The sequence below is a fragment of the Kouleothrix sp. 19917 genome, assembly GCF_057073505.1.
Window position 1 is genome coordinate 648,728 of sequence record NZ_CP097099.1, and the last position, 19,686, is coordinate 668,413.

The 19,686-nt window shown below is 62.7% G+C and carries 17 protein-coding genes; 10 read left to right on the plus strand and 7 right to left on the minus strand.

What is annotated here, in order from left to right; genetic code table 11:
- Positions 1 to 108 precede the first annotated feature (108 nt).
- The gene (locus tag M1P90_RS02610; RefSeq protein ID WP_483701100.1) at positions 109 to 405 is read right to left on the minus strand and encodes a GNAT family N-acetyltransferase; all 297 of its coding nucleotides are present in this window, start codon (positions 403 to 405) and stop codon (positions 109 to 111) included.
- 172 nt (positions 406 to 577) lie between these two features.
- Positions 578 to 1,231, minus strand: coding sequence for a CDGSH iron-sulfur domain-containing protein (locus M1P90_RS02615; RefSeq protein WP_483701101.1), 654 nt, complete (start codon positions 1,229 to 1,231; stop codon positions 578 to 580).
- 126 nt (positions 1,232 to 1,357) lie between these two features.
- Here M1P90_RS02615 and M1P90_RS02620 point away from each other — a divergent pair, with 126 nt between their 5' ends.
- The 3 genes from M1P90_RS02620 to M1P90_RS02630 all read left to right on the plus strand — a co-directional run bounded on the left by M1P90_RS02620 (position 1,358) and on the right by M1P90_RS02630 (position 5,235).
- Positions 1,358 to 2,437 carry a hypothetical protein gene (locus M1P90_RS02620; protein ID WP_483701102.1) on the plus strand — a complete coding sequence of 360 codons (1,080 nt, stop codon included), beginning with the start codon at positions 1,358 to 1,360 and terminating at the stop codon, positions 2,435 to 2,437.
- Between the two features lie 216 nt (positions 2,438 to 2,653).
- Positions 2,654 to 3,646 (plus strand): hypothetical protein, encoded by a 993-nt coding sequence (locus M1P90_RS02625; RefSeq protein WP_483701103.1) that lies wholly within the window; start codon positions 2,654 to 2,656, stop codon positions 3,644 to 3,646.
- A gap of 269 nt (positions 3,647 to 3,915) precedes the next feature.
- Positions 3,916 to 5,235: an adenylosuccinate synthetase gene (locus tag M1P90_RS02630; protein WP_483701104.1), complete on the plus strand. Its 1,320-nt coding sequence runs from the start codon at positions 3,916 to 3,918 to the stop codon at positions 5,233 to 5,235.
- Between the two features lie 226 nt (positions 5,236 to 5,461).
- On the opposite strand, the gene M1P90_RS02635 is transcribed toward M1P90_RS02630, so the two are convergent.
- Positions 5,462 to 5,887: an ester cyclase gene (locus M1P90_RS02635; protein ID WP_483701105.1), complete on the minus strand. Its 426-nt coding sequence runs from the start codon at positions 5,885 to 5,887 to the stop codon at positions 5,462 to 5,464.
- Between the two features lie 249 nt (positions 5,888 to 6,136).
- Between M1P90_RS02635 and M1P90_RS02640 the strand changes: the two genes are divergently transcribed.
- Both M1P90_RS02640 and M1P90_RS02645 read left to right on the plus strand, forming a co-directional pair.
- Positions 6,137 to 6,940: an STAS domain-containing protein gene (locus tag M1P90_RS02640; protein WP_483701106.1), complete on the plus strand. Its 804-nt coding sequence runs from the start codon at positions 6,137 to 6,139 to the stop codon at positions 6,938 to 6,940.
- A gap of 59 nt (positions 6,941 to 6,999) precedes the next feature.
- Positions 7,000 to 7,662 carry an endonuclease III domain-containing protein gene (locus tag M1P90_RS02645; protein WP_483701107.1) on the plus strand — a complete coding sequence of 221 codons (663 nt, stop codon included), beginning with the start codon at positions 7,000 to 7,002 and terminating at the stop codon, positions 7,660 to 7,662.
- Positions 7,663 to 7,725: 63 nt separating this feature from the next.
- Here the strand turns inward: M1P90_RS02645 and M1P90_RS02650 are convergent, their stop codons facing one another.
- Complete coding sequence (locus tag M1P90_RS02650; RefSeq protein ID WP_483701108.1) at positions 7,726 to 9,144, minus strand: amidase; 1,419 nt, start codon at positions 9,142 to 9,144, stop codon at positions 7,726 to 7,728.
- Positions 9,145 to 9,331: 187 nt separating this feature from the next.
- Here M1P90_RS02650 and M1P90_RS02655 point away from each other — a divergent pair, with 187 nt between their 5' ends.
- The 5 genes from M1P90_RS02655 to M1P90_RS02675 all read left to right on the plus strand — a co-directional run bounded on the left by M1P90_RS02655 (position 9,332) and on the right by M1P90_RS02675 (position 18,627).
- Positions 9,332 to 12,244, plus strand: a complete 2,913-nt coding sequence (locus M1P90_RS02655) for an insulinase family protein (protein ID WP_483701109.1) — start codon at positions 9,332 to 9,334, stop codon at positions 12,242 to 12,244.
- A gap of 200 nt (positions 12,245 to 12,444) precedes the next feature.
- The gene (locus tag M1P90_RS02660) at positions 12,445 to 13,764 is read left to right on the plus strand and encodes a BCD family MFS transporter (protein ID WP_483701110.1); all 1,320 of its coding nucleotides are present in this window, start codon (positions 12,445 to 12,447) and stop codon (positions 13,762 to 13,764) included.
- A 771-nt stretch (positions 13,765 to 14,535) separates the two neighbouring features.
- On the plus strand, positions 14,536 to 14,964 hold the full coding sequence (aroH, locus tag M1P90_RS02665) for a chorismate mutase (protein ID WP_483701111.1): 429 nt from the start codon (positions 14,536 to 14,538) through the stop codon (positions 14,962 to 14,964).
- Between the two features lie 145 nt (positions 14,965 to 15,109).
- Positions 15,110 to 16,159 (plus strand): 3-deoxy-7-phosphoheptulonate synthase, encoded by a 1,050-nt coding sequence (aroF, locus tag M1P90_RS02670; protein ID WP_483704739.1) that lies wholly within the window; start codon positions 15,110 to 15,112, stop codon positions 16,157 to 16,159.
- Between the two features lie 671 nt (positions 16,160 to 16,830).
- A complete protein-coding gene (locus M1P90_RS02675; protein ID WP_483701112.1) occupies positions 16,831 to 18,627 on the plus strand; it encodes a PPC domain-containing protein in 1,797 nt (598 codons plus the stop codon).
- Between the two features lie 73 nt (positions 18,628 to 18,700).
- On the opposite strand, the gene M1P90_RS02680 is transcribed toward M1P90_RS02675, so the two are convergent.
- The 3 genes from M1P90_RS02680 to M1P90_RS02690 all read right to left on the minus strand — a co-directional run bounded on the left by M1P90_RS02680 (position 18,701) and on the right by M1P90_RS02690 (position 19,485).
- Positions 18,701 to 18,856, minus strand: a complete 156-nt coding sequence (locus M1P90_RS02680; RefSeq protein ID WP_483701113.1) for a Flp family type IVb pilin — start codon at positions 18,854 to 18,856, stop codon at positions 18,701 to 18,703.
- A gap of 76 nt (positions 18,857 to 18,932) precedes the next feature.
- Positions 18,933 to 19,088: a Flp family type IVb pilin gene (locus M1P90_RS02685; RefSeq protein WP_483701114.1), complete on the minus strand. Its 156-nt coding sequence runs from the start codon at positions 19,086 to 19,088 to the stop codon at positions 18,933 to 18,935.
- Between the two features lie 241 nt (positions 19,089 to 19,329).
- Positions 19,330 to 19,485, minus strand: coding sequence for a Flp family type IVb pilin (locus M1P90_RS02690; RefSeq protein WP_409570920.1), 156 nt, complete (start codon positions 19,483 to 19,485; stop codon positions 19,330 to 19,332).
- Positions 19,486 to 19,686 lie beyond the last annotated feature (201 nt).

Here is a 19,686-nt window from a genome sequence, read left to right on the forward strand (position 1 = left end):
TGACGAATGACCAAGGCGCGCTTCGTCATTCGTCATTCGTCTTTGGTCATATCCAGCACTGGCGATAAGATGGGTAGAAACTCAGTTGGTTAGTCTTGCCTGCGCGCCCTACGCGCCGGCTGCCACCAGATCCTGGTATTCCGGGTGACGACGAATGTAGCTTGCGACGAACGGGCAGCGCGGCACGACCTTCCAGCCATGCGCGCGGGCGTCGTTGAGCGCGAAGCGCGCCATGTGCCCGGCAATGCCGCGCCCTTCCAGCGCGGGCGGCACTTCGGTGTGCAAATAGACGATGGTGTCGCCGCGCATCTGGTACTCGATCAGCGAGCGCTGGCCGTCGATTTCGACTTCGTAGCGGTGATGGGCTTCGTTATGCTGCACGGCGGGCAGTTCATTGGTAGCCATGATTTCCTTTCTAAAAAGAACGCGAACGCTGCGCGCATTTGCAATAGTTGCTATGGTTATTAACCACCAAGGCACGAAGGCACCAAGATTTTATAGTACTCTCAAGGCCTTGGTGTCTTGGTGTCTTGGTGGTAAACGTTCCCAGCCTGTTTGAAAGGTAGTGTGCCGCACCCTAGCCGCGAAAGCCAATTTTGCTGTGCGTGCCGTCACAGAAGGGCTTGCTGCCCGAGCCGCCGCATCGGCACAGGGAGGCTTTGCCGGCGGCCATGCACGTTTGCCCGCTTGCCGCACAAACCTCGAACGCGCCCATCACGAGCAGCGGCCCGTTCTCCGTCGGCGTCACGACGATTGCGGCCGCCGCGCCTTCTTCCGGCGGGCGCAGCGATTTCTCGGCAAGCGTGCCGGGCGCGTGGAAATCGATCTTTTTGTGGGTGTTGTCGCAAAACGGCTTGCTGGCCGATTGCCCGCAGCGGCACAGCGCCAGCCGCGTGTCGTGCGCGAGGGTGGTGCCGTCGGGCGCGCGCACCTCGATATCGCCATGCAGGTAGAGCGGGCCATCGGGCTGGGGCGTAATCTGCACGGTTTCGGGCGGCGCTTCGGCGGCCCCGCCGTCCAGGCGCGTGAAGTGCAGCGCGCCGCTCGGGCAGCGCATGATCACCTCGGCAATCTCGTCGGCGCTGGCGTTTTCGGGCTGCACCCACGGGCGGTGGTTGGTGTCGAACACGGCCGGCAAGCGGCGCACACACTCGGCGGCGTGGATGCAGCGCCCGGTGTCGTAGGTGACCTCAATCGCGTCCGTCCGGTAGCGGTGCGTACGATCTGCCATCGGTTTCTCCTCTCGTTTGTGCGTGGCGCTAAGTATAGCCAAAAATAATAAATTTGTCACTTGACTTAGTGCCTTTTATACACTATACTCTTAGTGTTGAATATACACTAAATTGTGAGCACGACGATGACGCACACACTTGCAACTGTTCAGGCACTGCTCGCCCGCGCCGGCATGCCAGCCGATGTTTTTGGCCCGCTCGCCAGCGCCGACGTTCTGCGCCAGCGCTTTCGCGCGCTGATCCTGGCCGCGCACCCCGATCACAACCCGGCCCAGTCCGACGCGGCGAACCAGGCGTGTCAGGCGCTCAACGAATGGTACGCCGCAGCGCAGCGCCAGCTTGCCGCTGGGGTTTATGGGGCGGTGGCGCGCATTCGCATCAGCAGCGGCCCGCGTGAGTATGTGGGCTATGCTGCGCCAATCGCTGGCGAGCTGTGCGACTTGTTCCCGGCTGAGGCCGACGGCGGGCCGGTGCTGCTCAAGGCCGCGCGCCACCCGCGCAACAACGACCTGCTGCAAGCCGAGGCGCGCACGCTGCGCGCAATCGAGCGCGGGCTGGCCGGCCAGCGCGTGCGGGCGCACTTCCCCACCCTGGTCGAGCATGTGGTGCTGAGCGACGCGGGCGGCGCGCGCCGGCAGGTGAATGTGCTGCGCGCCGAGGCGGGCGTGTTCTCGCTGGCCGAGGTCATTCGCGCCTACCCGGCCGGCCTGCCCGCCGCCGACGCAGCCTGGATGTTCAACCGGGTGCTGGCCGCGCTTGGCTCGCTCCATAATCTGGGCCTTGTGCACGGCGCTGTTACGCCCGCGCACGTGCTGGTGCGGCCAGCCGATCACAACGGCATGCTGGTGGGCTGGTGTGCCAGCGGGCCGGCCGGCGAGCCGCTCAGGCTGCGCAGCCCGGCCTACGCCGCCGACTACCCGCCCGAAGTTGCGGCGCGCGAGCCGGCCACACCCGCCACCGATCTCTTTATGGCGGCGGCGTGCATGACGCGTCTGCTTGGCGGCACCCCCGCCAGCGGTGCGCTGCCGCGCGCAGTGCCGCGCCCAATCGCGAACCTGCTGCGCGCCTGCATGCTGCCCGCGCCGCAGCGCCGCCCCACCGACGCGTGGGCCGTGTTCGACGATTTTCACGAGCTGCTGGGCCAGCTGTATGGCCCGCCGCAGTTTCGCCCGTTCGCAATGCCACAAGCCGGTTATCAGGTTTGAATGTTTGAAGGTTTGAGTCTCTCAAACTCGCCAACCTGCAACCTGCTAACCTGCAACCGAATTCTTTACCACAGAGGCACAGAGGCACGGAGATTTTGAGTGCAGAGACGAACCACCGACAACTCAACACTCAACATTCAACACTCAAAACTCCGCCAGCCTGCAACTTGTCAACTTTGCCAACCTGCAACCTTATAACAACAAAGGAGCACAATCATGGGGTACTCGGATTGGAGCGATGCGGCTTTTCATTCGCGCCAAAGCCAGCGCAAGGCCACCAACCAGTCGGCTTTTACCTACGACGCGCAGGTGCGCGCCAGCGGCGTGGCGCAGGCCCACCCGGATATGAACCCGCACAGCGCGACCCGCGAAAGCCGCGACAGTGCTGCGCACCCCGACTCGATCGCGATTGCCGTGGCGTTTGACGTGACCGGCTCGATGGGCAGCGTGCCGCGCGTGCTGCAAACCAAGCTGGGCGCGCTGATGCGCGTGCTCATTCAGAAGGGCTATGTGGCCCACCCGCAGGTGCTGTTCGGCGCGGTTGGCGATGCCTATTGCGACCGCGTGCCACTCCAGATCGGCCAGTTTGAGTCGGGGCTGGAGATGGACGACGACCTGGGCAAAATTTACCTCGAAGGCGGCGGCGGCGGCCAGGTGCACGAAACCTACGAGCTGGCGCTGTACTTTATGGCGCGCCACACCAAGATCGATTGCTACGAGCAGCGCGGCCATCGCGGCTACCTGTTCACGATTGGCGACGAGAAGCCCTATGGCGCGGTGAGCAAGCAGCAGGTGTGCGAGTTCATTGGCGACACAATCGAGCGCGACATCCCGGTGGCGCGCATCGTGGCCGAGGTGCAGGAGCGCTACGAGTACTTCCACATCATCCCGACGAACACCGCGCACGGCCGCAGCGCCGAGGTGGAGGAGCGCTGGCGCGAGCTGCTGGGCGAGCGCGTGCTGCTGCTCGACGACGAGGCGGCGGTGTGCGAAACGATTGCGCTGGCGATTGGCCTGTGCGAAGGCGCGATTGGCGACATCGACAGCGGCGCGGACGATCTGGTGCAGGCGGGCTACGACCCGTCCGCCGCCAGCACTGCCGCCACCGCGCTGGCACCCTACGCCACCGCGCGCGGCCCGCAGCCTCGCAGCGCCGCCGGCCTGCTGCCCGCCAGCGTTGGCGAACTGCTCGACGACGGACGGCTGTAGTGCGCTTTTAGCGCAGGGGTCAGGGGAATAGGGAATAGGGATTGGGCATTGCAATGCTGGCATTGACCGCAGAGGCGCAAAGGCTGCAGATGTGTGGAGATGGTTTCTCTCACTTCATGCATCTGCGCTTTGCGCATCAGCGGCGGGCGCTTGAGAAGCACCAGCGGTAGTGATTGCAACCAGTCCGCACTTCGCAACGCGCTTTTTTTCCCATCCTCTGCGCTCTTTGCGTCTTTGCGGTTAGTATGTTCTTCTCCGGGAGCAGCACGATGAACCGAGCATTTCTGACCGTCGACCTGGGCTTTGGCGACGCCGGCAAGGGCGCGGTGGTCGATTTCCTGACGCGCCAGTTCAGCGCCCACACGGTTGTGCGCTACAACGGCGGCGCGCAGGCCGGCCACCGCGTGGTCGCGCCCGGCAACCGCGAGCACGTCTTTTCGCAGTTTGGCAGCGGCACGCTGGCTGGCGCGGCCACACACCTTTCGCGCTTTATGCTGCTGGAACCAATGGCCATGCTGGAAGAAGCGCGCCACCTGCGCGCGCTCGGCGTGGGCGAGCCCTTTGAGCGCACCACCGTCGACGCGGGCGCGCTGGTGATCACGCCCTTTGCGCGGGCGATCAACCGCCTGAGCGAGCTGGCGCGCGGCGATGCCCGCCACGGCAGCTGCGGCATGGGCGTGGGCGAAACCATGATCGATTTTCTGGCGCTGGGCGGGCGCGCGCTGTTTGCGGGCGACCTGCTCGACCGCGACCGGCTCCACGCCAAACTCAGCACGCTGCGCGAAGCGAATCGCGCCAAGCTCGGCCGGCTGGCCCTGCCCGACACACCCGAAGTCGCCGCCGAGCGCGCGCCGCTCGACGACCCCGACTGGGCCGACTGGCTGCTCGATGATTACGCGGTCTGGGCCGAGCAGGCGCGCATCGTACCGGGCGAGTTTCTGCACACAATCCTGCAACGACCGGGCGCGGTGGTATTTGAGGCCGCGCAGGGCGTGCTGCTCGACGAATGGCGCGGATTTCACCCGCACACCACCTGGAGCACCACCACGCTGGCGAACGCCGACCGGCTGCTCGACGAGGCGGGCTATGGCGGCGCGATAACGCGCGTAGGTATTACACGTGCCTACACAACACGCCACGGTGCTGGCCCGCTGCCCACCGAAGACCCCGCGCTCGCTACGGCCCTGCCCGATGCGCGCAACAGCTTTGGTGCATGGCAGCAGGGCTTCCGCGTCGGCTGGCTCGACATCGTACTGCTGCGCTATGCGCTCGACACGGTTGGCCCGCTCGACACGCTGGCGCTGACCTGCCTGGACCGGCTCGAAGCGCTGCCCGAGGCACAAATCTGCCGCCGCTATCACGACGGCGCGGCCACGATCGAGCGGCTCGTACCCGGCCCGGCCGAGCCATCGCTCGAATACCAGGAAACGCTCACGCAGCAACTGTTCCGCTGCCGCCCGCAGCTTGAGCGAATTGACATAAACAGGTTGCCCGCGCTGCTGGCCGCCGAAACTGGCGTGCCGGTCGGCATCCTTTCGCGCGGTGCTGGCCCGCTTGAGAAGGAAATTGTGCCAGGAGCGGGCTTGTAAGCTCAGCACAGCCGCCAGCATCGTGCTGGCGGCTGTGCTGCTGAGATTGAGCTATTTGGTTTTACGCCTTCGGCAGAGCGGTACTCATCAGTTTCTTTGTGAAGGTTTCCGCGCGCAGCGCGGAAACCTTCACAATTATGATCGAAACTACCTTGCTGCCGCAGGCATAAAGTACGATGTTGTCACGCAACGTTGCGCAACTGCGGCTATAAATTAAGCGCCGCGCCTATGCCTCAACCAGCGTCGGCACACCCGACGTTGTGATCTGCTCCATCAGCGCATTGATCGGCATGTAGAAGCGCAGCTCGGCAATCATGCCGTCGCGCAGGTCGTACAGCACTGCATACGGCACGTTCACGTCGTGCTGGCTGGCAGGCACGCCAAAGAACTCGCCCGTGTGCCGCCCAACGAAGCTCGCCTCCAATGCGGCCTTTTCGCCCTCGACCAATACGGCTTTGATCTCAGGCCGCGCATCAAAGGCATCCTGATGCAGCCAGCGAATAAATTCCGCCACCTCTTCGCGCCCCTGAATCGTCTGCCCGCCCATCGTCACGAACTGCACATCGGGCGTGAAAAACGCCGCGATTGGCGCGCGCCGCAGCAGCGCGTCCAGGTACGTCGTCATCACCGCGCGGGTTGTCTCCATCGACATACCAAACCTCCTTGTTGTATGAAAGAACGGTTCGGCGCGAGCGCTACGCCGTCGTGGAGTCATGGTGAAGCGCATCATTCGGCAGGAAAATGCGGCTGTGTAAATGTGAGAGAGGGGCAGCCGCCTGCGCTTATAGTACCCGATTGCCCGGGTTGTGTGCGTGAAGAACTCTTCGCCTGCGGGAACGATTCCTTCCCCAAAAGCCGTGCGGCGATGCTATAATTTGCTATCAACGCTGCGAGGGAAAGTATGCGGTTGTGGCAGCACCCAACGTTTCGCTACCTCTGCTATGGCGCGTTTTTTGGCGTTCTCTTCCCTGTGATTGCTATCGTGGCCGATATCGCGTTTCGCGGCCTTCCTCTTACGCTGGCGGCGGTGCGGCAGGCGCACATGTCGCAGCCACTCCACTGGATCATCGACACAGCCCCATTCTTTCTTGGCTCGCTGGCGGCGCTGGTGGGCCTTAAACAGCAGCAGCTTGCCGAAAAGAATGCCGCCCTGACCGCGCAAAACGCCGAGCTCGAAGCGACGATTCGCCGGGCTGAGCGGGCTGAAGAAATCGCGCAGCTCAATGCCGAGAATGCCCGCCTTTCTGCGCAGGAGCGCGCGTATTTCGCGGAGCTGGAGCAGGCGCACGAGCAGCTTGCGCAGGCCACGCACACCATTCGCGCGCTGGCTTTGCCGCTCATTCCCATTCAGCGCGGCGTGCTGGTGCTGCCGCTGATTGGCACCTTCAACGCAGCGCGCATGGCCGACCTGCGCACAGTGCTGCTGGGCGGCATTGAGCAGCACCTCGCGCAGGTGGTGATCCTCGATTACACCGGCGTCGAAGATATCGACCCGCCCGGCGTTGCTTCGCTGCTCGATTCGATTCAGGCAATGGGCTTGCTGGGCGCGTCGGCGGTGCTTACCGGCATCACACCAGCGGTTGCCCAACGCCTGGTTGATAGCGCGATGCGCCAGGAAGGGCTGTGGTATGCAGCTGATCTGGCGGGCGGCATTGCGCTGGCGCGCAAGCTGATGGACGGCGGTGGCACGGCGCTGGCGGTATAAACGGGTGCCGCTCCTTGCTGCTATACTGTCGGCGAATTCCACCCGTCCGCAGGAGCACCATGACCCTCCCAAATTTCGATATTGACACCGTGCTGGCGATTTTGCGCGAGGCGATGCCGCGCTTCGAGCAACCCCTGATTGAAGCCATGGGCGAGGCCAGCCAGACGCCCTTCCACATTCTGATCGCAACGATTCTCAGCCTGCGCACCAAAGACACCCTGACGGCCGTGGTTGCGCCGCGCCTGTTCGCCGCCGCCGATACGCCCGCAACCATGCTGGCGCTCAGCGAGGAGCGCATTGCCGAGCTGATCTACCCGGTGGGCTTCTACCGCACCAAAGCGAAAAGTATCCGCGCGGTCTGTGCTCTGCTGCTGGAACGGCACGGCGGCGCGGTGCCAAATACCCTCGACGAGCTGCTGGCGCTGCCCGGCGTTGGGCGCAAGACGGCGAACCTGGTGCTGACCGCTGGCTATGGCCTCCCCGGCATTTGCGTGGATACGCACGTCCATCGCATCTGCAACCGCTGGGGCTATGTGCACACCAAAGACCCCGAGCACACCGAGCTGGCGCTGCGCGCCAAGCTGCCGCCCGAGCACTGGATTTCGATCAACGGCCTGCTGGTGACACTGGGCCAGAACATCTGCCACCCGACCTCGCCGCGCTGCAGCGAATGCCCGGTCGCAGCCTACTGCGCGCGTGTGGGGGTGGTGCGGAGTCGCTAATTTGCCAAACCTGAAACTTTCCAACCTGCAACCCGCCAACCTGTAACCTGCAACCTGCCAACTTTACAGCGCAATCGCCGGGCGCTGCTGCCCAAAACCGGTGGCCTGCTCAAAGGCGTGTGCGATCTGCAAGAGCCCGAACTCGTCCTGGTGGCGAGCGACGAGCTGCAAGCCCACTGGCAAGCCTTCGGGCGTGAAACCGCACGGCACGCTCATCGCCGGCAGGCCGGTCAGGCTGATGTATGAACACGAGCCCATCCAGTCCACATACGTCGCCATTGGCACGCCATTGATCTCTGTCGGGTAGGGCGTCTCGACATCGAAGGGCGGCAATTGTGTGACCGGCAGCGCCAGAAATTCGTAGCGCCCCATGAACGAACTAACGCGCTCGTACAGCGCCGTGCGCTCCCGTTCGGCCCAGGCCACCTGCGCGCCGCTGAGCTTGCGCCCCTGCTCAATATTCCACACGACCGTGTCTTTCATCTGCGCGCGGTGTTCGTCGAGCAGCGCGCCCAGCCCGCTTTCAAAGCCCCACGCCCGCACAATTTGAAAAATCTCGTTGGCGTCCTTCCAGTCTGGTTCGGCATCCTCCACCACGCAGCCAAGATCGGCCAGTACGTGGCGCTGGCTTTCCAGCGCGGCAGTGATGCGCGGGTCCACCGGCAGGCCGCCGAAATCGCGCCCCCACGCCACCCGCACGCCGCGCAGGTCGCGCTCAAGTGGCTGCGCAAAGCGGCTGCCCGGCTCGGCAATCGAAAGTGGCGCGCGCGCGTCGGGGCCGGCGATGGCGCTCAGCAGCAGCGCGACATCCGCCACGGTGCGCGCCATCGGGCCAACCACGCCCAGCGTATTCCAGGCCATGCCGGCCGGGTAGTTGGGCACGCGCCCCGGCGCTGGCCGCAGCCCGACAACGTTGCAGTAGCCGGCCGGGTTGCGCAGCGAGCCGCCCATGTCGCCGCCGTCGGCAATCGGGATCATGCCGCAGGCCAGCGCCACCGCCGCACCGCCGCTCGATCCGCCGCAGGTCTTGCTCGTGTCGTAGGGGTTGCGCGTCGCGCCGAACACCGGGTTGAAGGTTTGCGAGCCCGCGCCAAATTCGGGCACGTTGGTTTTGCCAATGCTGATCGCGCCAGCCGCCTGAATGCGCTCGATAATCAGGTCGCTGCGGTCGGGCACGAAATCGCGAAAGATCGGCGAGCCCTGCGTGGTGCGAATTCCGCGCGTGTTCGCCAGGTCTTTGTGCGCAATCGGCAGGCCGAACAGCGGGCCAGTGGCTTCGCCCCGCGCCAGGGCTGCGTCGGCGGCGCGCGCGCGTTCCAATGCCTGCTCGGGCAGGAGCGTGACGATTGCGTTCACCAGCGGGTTCACACGCTCAATCTGCGCGAGGTGCGCGCGCATCACCTCGGTGGCCGAAAGCTCGCGTGCGCGGATGCGGCGGGCCAGCTCGGCCGCGCTCAGAAAGCAAATTTCGCTTGTTGGCATAGTGCAGCTCCTCCAGGGCGGGTCGCGCCGATTATATGCGCGCGCGCGTGCCGCCGCAAGCACCAGGGCCGGCGTGCATCTGGTACAATAGGGGCGCGCATTGCCGCGCATTTGCCTGCCAATGCAGTAAATATTCCCGGCGCAGGGCCTGGCGCGCTAATGAGTGCCTTCAGATAAGGAAAAACGTATGACGACATTTGGTTTCGAGCTGGTCGAAGATCGCGAGATCCCCGAGATCAACACGCGCGCGCAGCTGTATCGGCACACCAAAACCGGCGCCGAGCTGCTGTCGCTCCAGAACGACGACGAAAACAAAGTGTTTGGCATTACCTTCCGCACACCTCCTTCCGACTCCACTGGCGTGGCGCACATTCTTGAGCACTCTGTGCTGTGCGGCTCGCGAAAATACCCGGTGAAAGAGCCTTTTGTCGAGCTGATCAAGGGGTCGCTGCAAACATTCGTGAATGCAATGACCTACCCCGACAAAACCTGCTACCCGGTGGCCAGCCAGAACGTGCAGGATTTTTATAACCTGATCGATGTGTATCTCGACGCGGTGTTTTTCCCGCGCCTGACGCCCGCCGTGCTCCAGCAGGAAGGCTGGCACTACGAGCTCGACACGCCCGACGGCCCGCTGAGCTACAAGGGCGTGGTCTATAACGAGATGAAGGGCGTCTATTCCTCGCCCGACAGCGTGCTGGGCGAGCAGTCGCAGCAGGTGCTGTTCCCCGACAACACCTACAGCGTCGATTCGGGCGGCAACCCGCGCAACATCCTCGACCTGACCTTTGAGCAGTTCACCAACTTCCACACGCGCTTCTATCACCCCTCGAACTCGCGCATTTTCTTCTATGGCGACGACGACCCCACCGAGCGCCTGAAGCTGCTGGACGCCTACCTGAGCGAGTTCGAGCGCGCCGACGTCGATTCGGTCGTGGCGCTGCAATCGCGCTTCGCCGAGCCGCGCCGCGTGGCGCGCACCTACGCCGGCACGCAGGAGGATGGCGAGAAAAAGGCCATGCTCACGCTAAACTGGATGCTCGACGAAATTGACGACATCGAAACCGACCTCGGCCTGGGCATTCTGTCCTACATCCTGATCGGCACCTCGGCCTCGCCGCTGCGCAAGGCGCTGATCGATTCGGGTCTGGGCGAAGACCTGACCGGCGGTGGGTTGAACGATTCGCTGCGCCAGATGACGTTTTCGGTGGGTTTGAAAGGAATCGATTCACACGACGCCGACGCCGTCGAGGCGCTGATCCTCCAGACGTTAACCCAGCTTGCGCAAGCGGGCATCGACCCCGAAACCGTTGACGCCGCCATGAACACGGTCGAGTTCAGCCTGCGCGAAAACAACACCGGCTCGTTCCCGCGCGGCATTGCGCTGATGCTGCGCGCGCTCAACACCTGGCTGTACGACCGCGATCCGTTTGCCGCGCTGGCATTCGAGGCCCCGCTGGCCGCGCTGAAAGAGCGGCTGGCCGGTGGCGAGCACTATTTCGAGGGCTTGCTGGCGCGCTACTTCCTGAACAACCCGCATCGCGCCACCCTGGTGCTCACGCCCGACGCCGAGCAGGCCCGCCGCGACGCCGACGCCGAGCAGGCCCGCCTCGACGCGGCCCGCGCGACCATGGACGCCACCACCCTGGCCGATGTTGCTGCGCAAACGCTGGCGCTGCGCAAAGCCCAGGAAACGCCCGACTCGCCCGAATCGCTGGCGACCATCCCCAGCCTGACACTGGCCGACCTGGAGCGCACCAACAAGAACATTCCGATCACGGTGCTGGAAGAGCCCGACGCCAAAGTGCTCTACCACGATCTGTTCACCAACGGCGTGATCTATGTGGACGTGGGCCTGAACCTGCACATGCTGCCCGCCGACCTGCTGCCCTATGTCACGCTGTTTGGCCGCGCATTGCTCGAAATGGGCACCGGCAGCGAAGATTTCGTGCAGCTCTCGCAGCGCATTGGCCGCACCAGCGGCGGCCTGTGGACGCAGCACCTTTCGGCGGTGGTGCGTGGCTCGCAGCAGGCGGCGGTGTGGCTGTTCCTGCGCGCCAAGGCCATGCCCGAAAAGGCGGCCGACGTGCTGGCAATCGTGCGCGACGTGCTGCTGGATGTCCGGCTCGACAACCAGGAGCGCTTCCGCCAGATTGTGCTGGAAGAAAAAGCCTCGCAGGAAGCGCGCCTGATCCCCGGCGGACACAGCGTGGTCAATACCCGCCTGCGCGCCAACTTCAACGAAGCCGACTGGGCCTCCGAGCAGATCGGCGGCATCAGCTATCTGTTCTTCCTGCGCCAGCTCGCGCAAGCGGTCGACGCCGACTGGCCGAGCGTGCAGGCCGCGCTGGAGCAGATCCGCCTGACGCTGGTAAACCGTAACGCCATGCTTTGCAACGTCACCACCGACGCCGAACACTGGGCGCATTTCTCGCCACAGCTGCACGGCTTCCTGGCTGGCCTGCCCGCCACGCCCGCAGTTGCCGAGCGCTGGGCGCCGGCGCAGGGCGCGCGCTTCGAAGGCTTGGCCATTCCCGCGCAGGTCAACTACGTGGGCAAGGGCGCCGACCTGTACAAGCTTGGCTACAAGCCCAGCGGCGCGGCCTCGGTGATCGCCAAGTATCTGCGCACCACCTGGCTGTGGGAAAAAGTGCGCGTGCAGGGCGGGGCCTATGGCGGCTTCAGCGTCTTCGACCAGCGCTCGGGCGGCTTCACCTTCCTTTCCTACCGCGACCCGAACCTGGCCGCGACGCTGGATGTCTACGACCAGACCAGCACCTTCCTGCGCGAGCTGAAGCTGACGCAATCCGAGCTGGAGCGCAGCATCATTGGCACGATCGGCGATGTGGATAGCTACCAGCTTCCCGACGCCAAGGGCTACACCTCGATGGTGCGCTACCTGGTTGGCGACACCGACGAAATTCGCCAGCGCATCCGCGAAGAAATTCTGGCCACCACCGGCGAAGATTTTGTGGCGCTGGCCGACGCGCTCGATCAGGTGGCCGACCGGGGCCTGGTGGTGGTGCTTGGCTCGCAAACCGCGCTGGAAGCCGCCAACGCCGCGCGGCCCGGCTGGCTGGAAATCACCAGGGCGCTGTAAAGCCTTTTGTTGGCGCAAGTGTGCCAAGCGACGAAGGACGAAGGGCGAACGCACGGCGAGCGTCTTGCGTCCTTCGTCGTTTCGGCTTCTCCAGGCTCGCCAGCAAGTACGCACTATGCACTACACTTACGTGCATCGCAATGCTGCAGGTGCGACACTCATATCTGGCCGCAATTTCATCATACACAGATTAGGTTGCCATGTCATTCACAAAAATCGTGCGCCTGGGCATGCTTCACATGGCCGTCGCAATCACGCTGGTGCCGATCAACAGCACGCTCAACCGTATTATGATCAGCGAGCTCGGGCTGGCGGCGACGCTGGTGGCCGCGCTGGTGTCGCTGCCCTACCTGTTTTCGCCCTTGCAGGTCTGGATCGGTTCCTACTCCGACACGCACCCGCTGCTGGGCTACCGCCGCACGCCCTACATCCTGCTCGGCCTGCTGCTCTGCGCCTTTGGCGCGGCGCTGGCACCACGCGCGGCCTTCGCCATGCACGACAACCTTGCCACCGGGCTGCCGCTGGGCGTGCTGGCCTTTGGCGCATGGGGCATGGGCTTTAACTTCGCCACGGTTTCCTACCTCTCGCTCGCCACCGACCTCGCGGGCGAAGAACAGCGCGCCCGCACCGTCGGCGTGATGTGGTTCATGCTGATCACCAGCGTGATTGTGACGGCGATTGTGTCGGCGCGCGCGCTGCGGCCCTACAACGCCGCGCCGCTCAGCCCGGAAGGCGTGGCCGCGCTGTATCGCGTGTTTTACTGGGTGGTGGGCGTGGCGCTGGCACTTGGCGCAGCTGGCTTGCTCGGGCTCGAGCGACGCGGCGCGGCGGCAAACATTGGCCCGCGCCAGTCGTTTGCGGCGATGCTGCGCGCGGTGGGCGCAAATGCCCAGGCGCGGCTGTTCTTTGTTTACCTGGTGCTGCTGCTGATTGCGCTGCTCGGGCAGGATGTGCTGCTGGAGCCCTATGCCGCCGACGTGTTTGGCGTGCCCGTCAGCCGCACCACCGAGTACACCGGCATCTGGGGCATTGCCCTGCTGGTGGCGCTCTTGCTTGCCAGCCCGCTCACGCGCCGCGTCGGCAAGGCGCGCGCCGCCGCGCTGGGCGGCATTATTGCCGGCCTCGGCTTGGTGCTGATCGCGGCCAGCGGCTGGCTGCAGCTCAAAGCACTGCTGATCGTCGCGCTGGTGATTTTCGGTTTTGGCAGCGGGCTTTCCACTGCCACCAACGTCGCGCTCATGCTCGACATGACGCTGGCTGGGCAGGTTGGCGCGTTTATTGGCGCATGGGGCATGGCCGACGCGCTGGCGCGATTGGGCGGCACGCTGCTCAGCGGCGTTGTGCGCGATACGATTAATGTGCTGACGGGCAACGCGGTGGCGGCCTACACCAGCGTCTTTCTGATTGAGGCCGCGCTCTTGGGCGTTTCGCTCGTGCTGCTGCGCCGGATCGATGTGGCGCGTTTTCACGGCGGCGAGGCACCTTCGGCAGTGGAGCTTGCCGGCTATGCCGAGCTGTAGGCTCTCATCTGCGCTTTATCTTTGGCTCACATGAACTTTAGCTAGCCGAACAATAATACCCTTGCGATGTCAAACAACTTGCAAGCTGCGGTGCGGGTGGTTTGGCAGGGCGACCTTTCTCCCTCCTTCACGATGCCAGGCGGGTCGGGCAGCCCGCCTGGTTTCGTATTTCTCCCTCTTTCTTTCCTGCATAGATTCGTCTGGGGCTTCTGCGTTGTTTTGCATTTCTTCCCGCTGCACAAATTCGCCGGCGGCTTCTGCTGTATTTCGCATTTCTATAGCTAAACTTTATCGTTGGCTCACGTAGAATTTAGCTGGCGGAACGATAATACCTCTGCGATGTCAAACAACTTGCAAGCTGCGGTGCGGGTGGTTTGGCAGGGCGACCTTTCTCCCTCCTTCACGATGCCAGGCGGGTCGGGCAGCCCGCCTGGTTTCGTATTTCTTCCCCTGAGTGTTCGCTTCGTCTGTGCGCTGCGCGCCCAATTCAGCAGTTGACGCGCCCCTGCATCTCTGCTATACTCGCCGCAACTCAACCGAGCGCGGAGCACGTAATGCCAGCTGGCAGCCAGCAATTTTATTTTAGCTTTTATTACTTTACCGGCCGAAAGGACTGGTTGCTTCGCGTTGAGTAAGGGCTGAAAGCAGAACTCAAACAGGCGTGGAGCAACCCGCTCCGCGCCTTTTTCTTTGCGCGTCGAGCGGGCAGTGCTGCCAGGATCGTCACCGTGATGATCGGCTGCTGCCCGTTGTGTTTTAGTGGAGGGTACGATGTCCTACGCTTGCCGTGGTATCCGTGGTGCCACAACCGCCGACGATAATACCCGCGAGGCAATTCTCGCCGCCACCCGCGAGCTGCTCGAGCTGCTGATCGCCGCCAACGACCTGCGCCCCGATGATATTGCCAGCGCGATCTTTAGCACTTCTGTCGACCTCAACGCCGAGTTTCCCGCCGTCGCCGCGCGCCACCTGGGCTGGCTCGACACGGCTCTGCTCTGCACGCACGAAATGGCCGTGCCCGGCAGTTTGTCGCGCTGCATCCGCGTGCTTATTCACTGGAACACCACCCGCAGCGCGGCGGAAGTGCGCCACATCTACATCCGCGGCGCGCAAAACCTGCGGCCCGAACGCGCCTCGCTGCCCGCCCAGGCCAACCGGGCAACCGAGACGCTCGATATTCCAATGGCAGCCCAAAGCTGAGCCCGCTGGCGCTCGGCTTTTTTATTCTGGAGCAAGAACTATGGAGCCTTCCCAGGCCATACTGGCAATGCGACCTACCGAGCGGCAGCTGTATGCCGTTCGCGACATTGATATGCTGATCGAACTAGCAAAGGAGAACCCGGCCATGATCGTGATCATGCGCGCCACCGCCACCGAGGAGAACATCGAATCAATCATCCACCGCCTGAAGGAGTACGAGCTGCAAGGCCGCCTCATCCGCGGCGAAGAGCGCACCATCATTGGCGTGGTGGGCGCGGCCATTCCACCCACTCTGCAGGAAGAGATCGAGCGTTTCGAAGGCGTGCAGGAAACCGCGCGCATCACCCGCCCCTACAAGCTCGCCGCCCGCGAGTTCCACCCGCACGACACGGTTGTCGATGTGCGCGGCGTGAAGGTGGGCGATGGCTCGTGTGTGGTGATCGCTGGCCCCTGCGCGGTCGAGAGCGAGGCGCAGATCATGGCTACCGCGCGCGCTGCACGCGAGGCTGGCGCGAACATGCTGCGCGGCGGTGCGTTCAAGCCGCGCTCGTCGCCCTACACCTTCCGCGGCATGGGCGAAGAAGCATTGCAGCTGATGGCAAAAGCGCGCGCCGAAACTGGCCTGCCGATTGTGACCGAAGTGATGACGCCGACCGATGTGCCGCTGGTGGCGCGCTACGCCGATGTGCTCCAGATCGGCGCGCGCAACATGCAGAACTACCAGCTGCTCGAAGAAGTTGGCCGCACTGGCATGCCTACGCTGCTCAAGCGCGGCCTGTCTGCTACCATCGAGGAATGGCTGCTCAGCGCGGAATACATCATCGCGCAGGGCAACCCGAACGTCATTCTGTGCGAGCGCGGCATCCGCACCTTCGAGACAGCCACGCGCAATACCATGGACCTGAACGCCATCGCGCTTGGCAAGCGCCGCTCGCACCTGCCCGTGATTTCCGACCCGAGCCACGGCACCGGCAAGTGGTACCTCGTGCCGCAGCTCTCACTCGCTTCCGTGGCGGCCGGCGCCGATGGCCTCATACTCGAGATTCACCCCGACCCCGACCGCGCCAAGAGCGACGGCGGCCAGTCCCTTACGCTTGAAAACTTCGCCGCCCTGATGCCGCGCATTGCCGCAGTGGCTGGCGCGCTGGGCCGCAGCATGGCCGTCAACGCCGAGCCCGAGCCGGTTGGCGCCTAACAACGACAGACGGGCGGTTTCTCTACGGTGAGAGAAACCGCCCGCTCCCCAATGCCTTGACGCCCCTTCGCCATCTGCTATAATGCGCCTGCCTTGTTGCCACGCTAGTGGGAGTCTGCCTCGTGATGCGATTACGTCCTCAATTGCAGAATGGTGCAATTGCACTATTTGTTATGCTTTTAGTAGTGCAATTTGCTCTTTGGCGAGAACCAGTTAATGCTCAACAGGGGCAAATTACTTTAGCACCTACGAACACTGATGTAACTGGCGCGCCTGGCCAGACTGGAATTCCTGTTAATTTAACACTAACGAATAATAGTCCAATTTCTCGCACAATTTCTATTAGTCAGTCGAATGCAACGTCTGGTGTTACAATCGTTATATTAGCTTCTTCTCAATTTCTTGCCCCGAACAGTTCAGTGACAGTCTCTTTACTTGTAAATTACTCATCAAGCTTACCTACAGGTTCTTTTATCGGAACCGCTATCATTAGTGCTTCATCATCTGATACTCCTAGCGCTTCAGCATCGGCCCAACTCACATTTAGAACAAGTGGCTCGCCACCTACAAGTACGCCTACAGCTACTGCTACGGTCGGCCCATCACCAACCGCTGGCGCAATCTGCCCCGAGGCCGACGACCCCGGCAGTGATTTCGGCGGGGCGCACCAGTTGCTGGTCGACATTGGCGAGCGCCACGGCATCTGCTCACGCGGCGACGAAGACTGGTTTAAGTTCGGCGCAGTCGGCGGCAAGGTCTACACCATCGACATTCCGCAAATGGACGCCGGGCTCGACCTTTCGCTGGAGCTGTTCGACTCGAACGGCACCCGCCTGACCTTCAACGACGATTATTTCAACCGCACGCCCGGCCAGCCGAACGCCAAAGACATCAAGCCGCGCATCCAGTCGTGGCGCGCGCCAACCGATGGCACCTACTACATTCGCGTGCGCGATACGCTCAACCTGGGCGGCAGCGATACGACCTACACGATCATTGTTCAATCCGAAAGCTACGGCCCAACGCCCGTTACAATTAACGAGCTCTGCCGCGATCTGTATGAAGAAGATGGTCTGCCCGAACAAGCGCGACTAATCACCTCGAACGAAACGCAGCCCGATCATGTGCTGTGCCCCACTGGCGACGCCGACTGGGTGAAGTTCTTTGGCCTGGCCGGCAAGACCTACTATATCTATACCGACACGCGCAACAAGGGCGCGGGCGCGCAGCCCGGCACCGAGGCTGGCGCCGATACGGTGATGTACCTCGCCGACCGCGATGGCGTTTCGATCATCGATTTCAACGACGACCTCGGCCGCGATGGCGAGTCGCAATCGCTCAACGACGGCACCGCGCCCTCGCTCGACTCAGCGATACGCTTCATTCCTTCCGCCGATGGTTTCTACTATGCGCAAGTCAAGAACGTTGGCGATATTGGCAACCAGTTCATCAAGTACAACATCACGCTCAAGCTCTGCTTGCCGGGCCAGGAATGCCGGCGCGATGCCGTTGCAGCCAGCCAGCCGACATCGTCGATTCCAACACCAACCAGCGAATTTGGCGTCCCCACCAGCACGCCGACCAGCACGCCGACTGCCACCTCAACATCCAACACCAACAACTTCCTGCAAAACTCGCTCAAGCCCGGACCACTGGTGAACGGCCCGCTGCACGGCTTCGCCGATCCGTCCTTCAACCAGGTGTGGCAGCGCAGCGACCAGCCAGTGGCTGAGCAGCGCACGGCGCGCAGCTGGATGTGGGGCCCACGCGGCCTGATGGCGCGCACCGAAGGCTACATTCAGTCGGCCAGCGGATTGCGCCAGGTGCAATACTTCGACAAAGCGCGCATGGAAGTGAACAACCCGCGTGGCGACCGCAACAGCCAGTGGTTTGTTACCACCGGCCTGCTCGTGGTTGAGCTCATCAGCGGGCGCACGCAGATCGGTGATAGTGAGTTTGTGCAGCACTACCCCGCTAACATCCCGATTGCGGGCGATCCCGACGACGCAAACGGCCCGACCTACGCGAGCTTTGGCGGTGTCACGGCGTTGCAGCCCGGCGATCGCAGCGGCCAGCTTCCTGCCGAAACAATCAATCGTGCCGGGCAGGTGGGCAGCTATGCCGGCCCGCAGCGCCCCGAAACCACGCTGGCGCATTATGTGCCTGAGAGCGGCCACAACCTCCCGCAGGTGTTCTGGGATTACCTGAACGGAAGCGGTTTGGTACGCGACGGCAATCGCTATCGCACAGCCACGTTGTTCGATTGGGTGTTTACACTTGGCTACCCGATCAGCGAGCCATACTGGGCGCGCATTCAGGTCGGCGGCGTGCCACACGATGTGCTTGTGCAGGCGTTCCAGCGCCGCGTACTCACCTACTCACCCGACAACCCCAGCGGCTGGCAGGTCGAGATGGGCAATGTTGGCCGTCACTACTACAGCTGGCGCTATGGCGAAGAACTGCCGTAAGTGAATCGCCCCACAAACGTGACCGCCCGGTGTGCATACACCGGGCGGTCGCATTTCGAAGTAACGATGCAGCTTACCGCAAGCCGCTGTTGACCGTGCTGAAAAGCGTGCTGACTTTGCCACCAACCAGTGTCAGAACACCAATCACAACAACAGCGATGAGCACTAGGATCAACCCATACTCAACCAGGCCCTGCCCTTCTTCCTTTGCGAAAATGCTGAGGATCATAGTTTGAACTCCCATTTTGAAAAAGAAAACACCCCACCCGACTGGGTGGGGTGTTTTCGTATGGGGTAAGAAAAGCTTAGCTCAGGCCGCTATTGATCGAGCTGAAGACCTGGCTGACCTTGCCGCCGAGCAGGGTCAGAATACCGATAACAACAATGGCAATGAGCACCAGGATCAGCGCGTACTCGACCAGGCCCTGTCCTTCTTCCTTAGCGAAAAAACTGCGAAGCATTGAGATTGTTCCTTTCGACTTAGATGATAACTGCGACGTAGAACGTTTCTACGTCACTATAATCGCACATCCCCACAGCGCTTTCAATAGTTCGATAGTACCAAAGGTTAAAAGTACTAAACCAGTATGAGTATCACCCTAAAGTAATGCCTTGCGAGGACAAGGACCGACCAGAAGAAGACACAAAAACGCCGCCGCGCAATTTGCGCGGCGGCGGTGAGAGCGTTGAACTGGATGAAGCCTAGCCGAGGCCGCTATTGATCGAGCTGAAGACCTGGCTGACTTTACCGCCGAGCAGGGTCAGAATACCAATGACGACAATAGCGATGAGCACCAGGATCAGCGCGTACTCGACCAGACCCTGACCCTCTTCCTTAGCGAAAAAACTGCGAAGCATTGCTGTGGATCCCCTTTCGTGGTAAAGTTACAAAGAACTGATGAACAACTGACAGCAGTATTATGCCAGCTAGTGCTGCCCACCTCAATGGCTCATAGGTACTATTCTCTACTATGCACTGTCGATAGTTTTATGAGTTTCCGAGGGGTACGCAAGGGCTGGTAACACGGGCCGGAACGCGCATCTCCTTCGGCGGAGGGT

Bases quoted from the DNA above. Each gene is read 5' to 3' on its own strand.
- M1P90_RS02610 (WP_483701100.1), bottom strand. From the start codon at position 405: ATGGCTACCAATGAACTGCCCGCCGTGCAGCATAACGAAGCCCATCAC.
- M1P90_RS02615 (WP_483701101.1), bottom strand. From the start codon at position 1,231: ATGGCAGATCGTACGCACCGCTACCGGACGGACGCGATTGAGGTCACC.
- M1P90_RS02620 (WP_483701102.1), top strand. From the start codon at position 1,358: ATGACGCACACACTTGCAACTGTTCAGGCACTGCTCGCCCGCGCCGGC.
- M1P90_RS02625 (WP_483701103.1), top strand. From the start codon at position 2,654: ATGGGGTACTCGGATTGGAGCGATGCGGCTTTTCATTCGCGCCAAAGC.
- M1P90_RS02630 (WP_483701104.1), top strand. From the start codon at position 3,916: ATGAACCGAGCATTTCTGACCGTCGACCTGGGCTTTGGCGACGCCGGC.
- M1P90_RS02635 (WP_483701105.1), bottom strand. From the start codon at position 5,887: ATGTCGATGGAGACAACCCGCGCGGTGATGACGACGTACCTGGACGCG.
- M1P90_RS02640 (WP_483701106.1), top strand. From the start codon at position 6,137: ATGCGGTTGTGGCAGCACCCAACGTTTCGCTACCTCTGCTATGGCGCG.
- M1P90_RS02645 (WP_483701107.1), top strand. From the start codon at position 7,000: ATGACCCTCCCAAATTTCGATATTGACACCGTGCTGGCGATTTTGCGC.
- M1P90_RS02650 (WP_483701108.1), bottom strand. From the start codon at position 9,144: ATGCCAACAAGCGAAATTTGCTTTCTGAGCGCGGCCGAGCTGGCCCGC.
- M1P90_RS02655 (WP_483701109.1), top strand. From the start codon at position 9,332: ATGACGACATTTGGTTTCGAGCTGGTCGAAGATCGCGAGATCCCCGAG.
- M1P90_RS02660 (WP_483701110.1), top strand. From the start codon at position 12,445: ATGTCATTCACAAAAATCGTGCGCCTGGGCATGCTTCACATGGCCGTC.
- aroH (WP_483701111.1), top strand. From the start codon at position 14,536: ATGTCCTACGCTTGCCGTGGTATCCGTGGTGCCACAACCGCCGACGAT.
- aroF (WP_483704739.1), top strand. From the start codon at position 15,110: ATGATCGTGATCATGCGCGCCACCGCCACCGAGGAGAACATCGAATCA.
- M1P90_RS02680 (WP_483701113.1), bottom strand. From the start codon at position 18,856: ATGATCCTCAGCATTTTCGCAAAGGAAGAAGGGCAGGGCCTGGTTGAG.
- M1P90_RS02685 (WP_483701114.1), bottom strand. From the start codon at position 19,088: ATGCTTCGCAGTTTTTTCGCTAAGGAAGAAGGACAGGGCCTGGTCGAG.
- M1P90_RS02690 (WP_409570920.1), bottom strand. From the start codon at position 19,485: ATGCTTCGCAGTTTTTTCGCTAAGGAAGAGGGTCAGGGTCTGGTCGAG.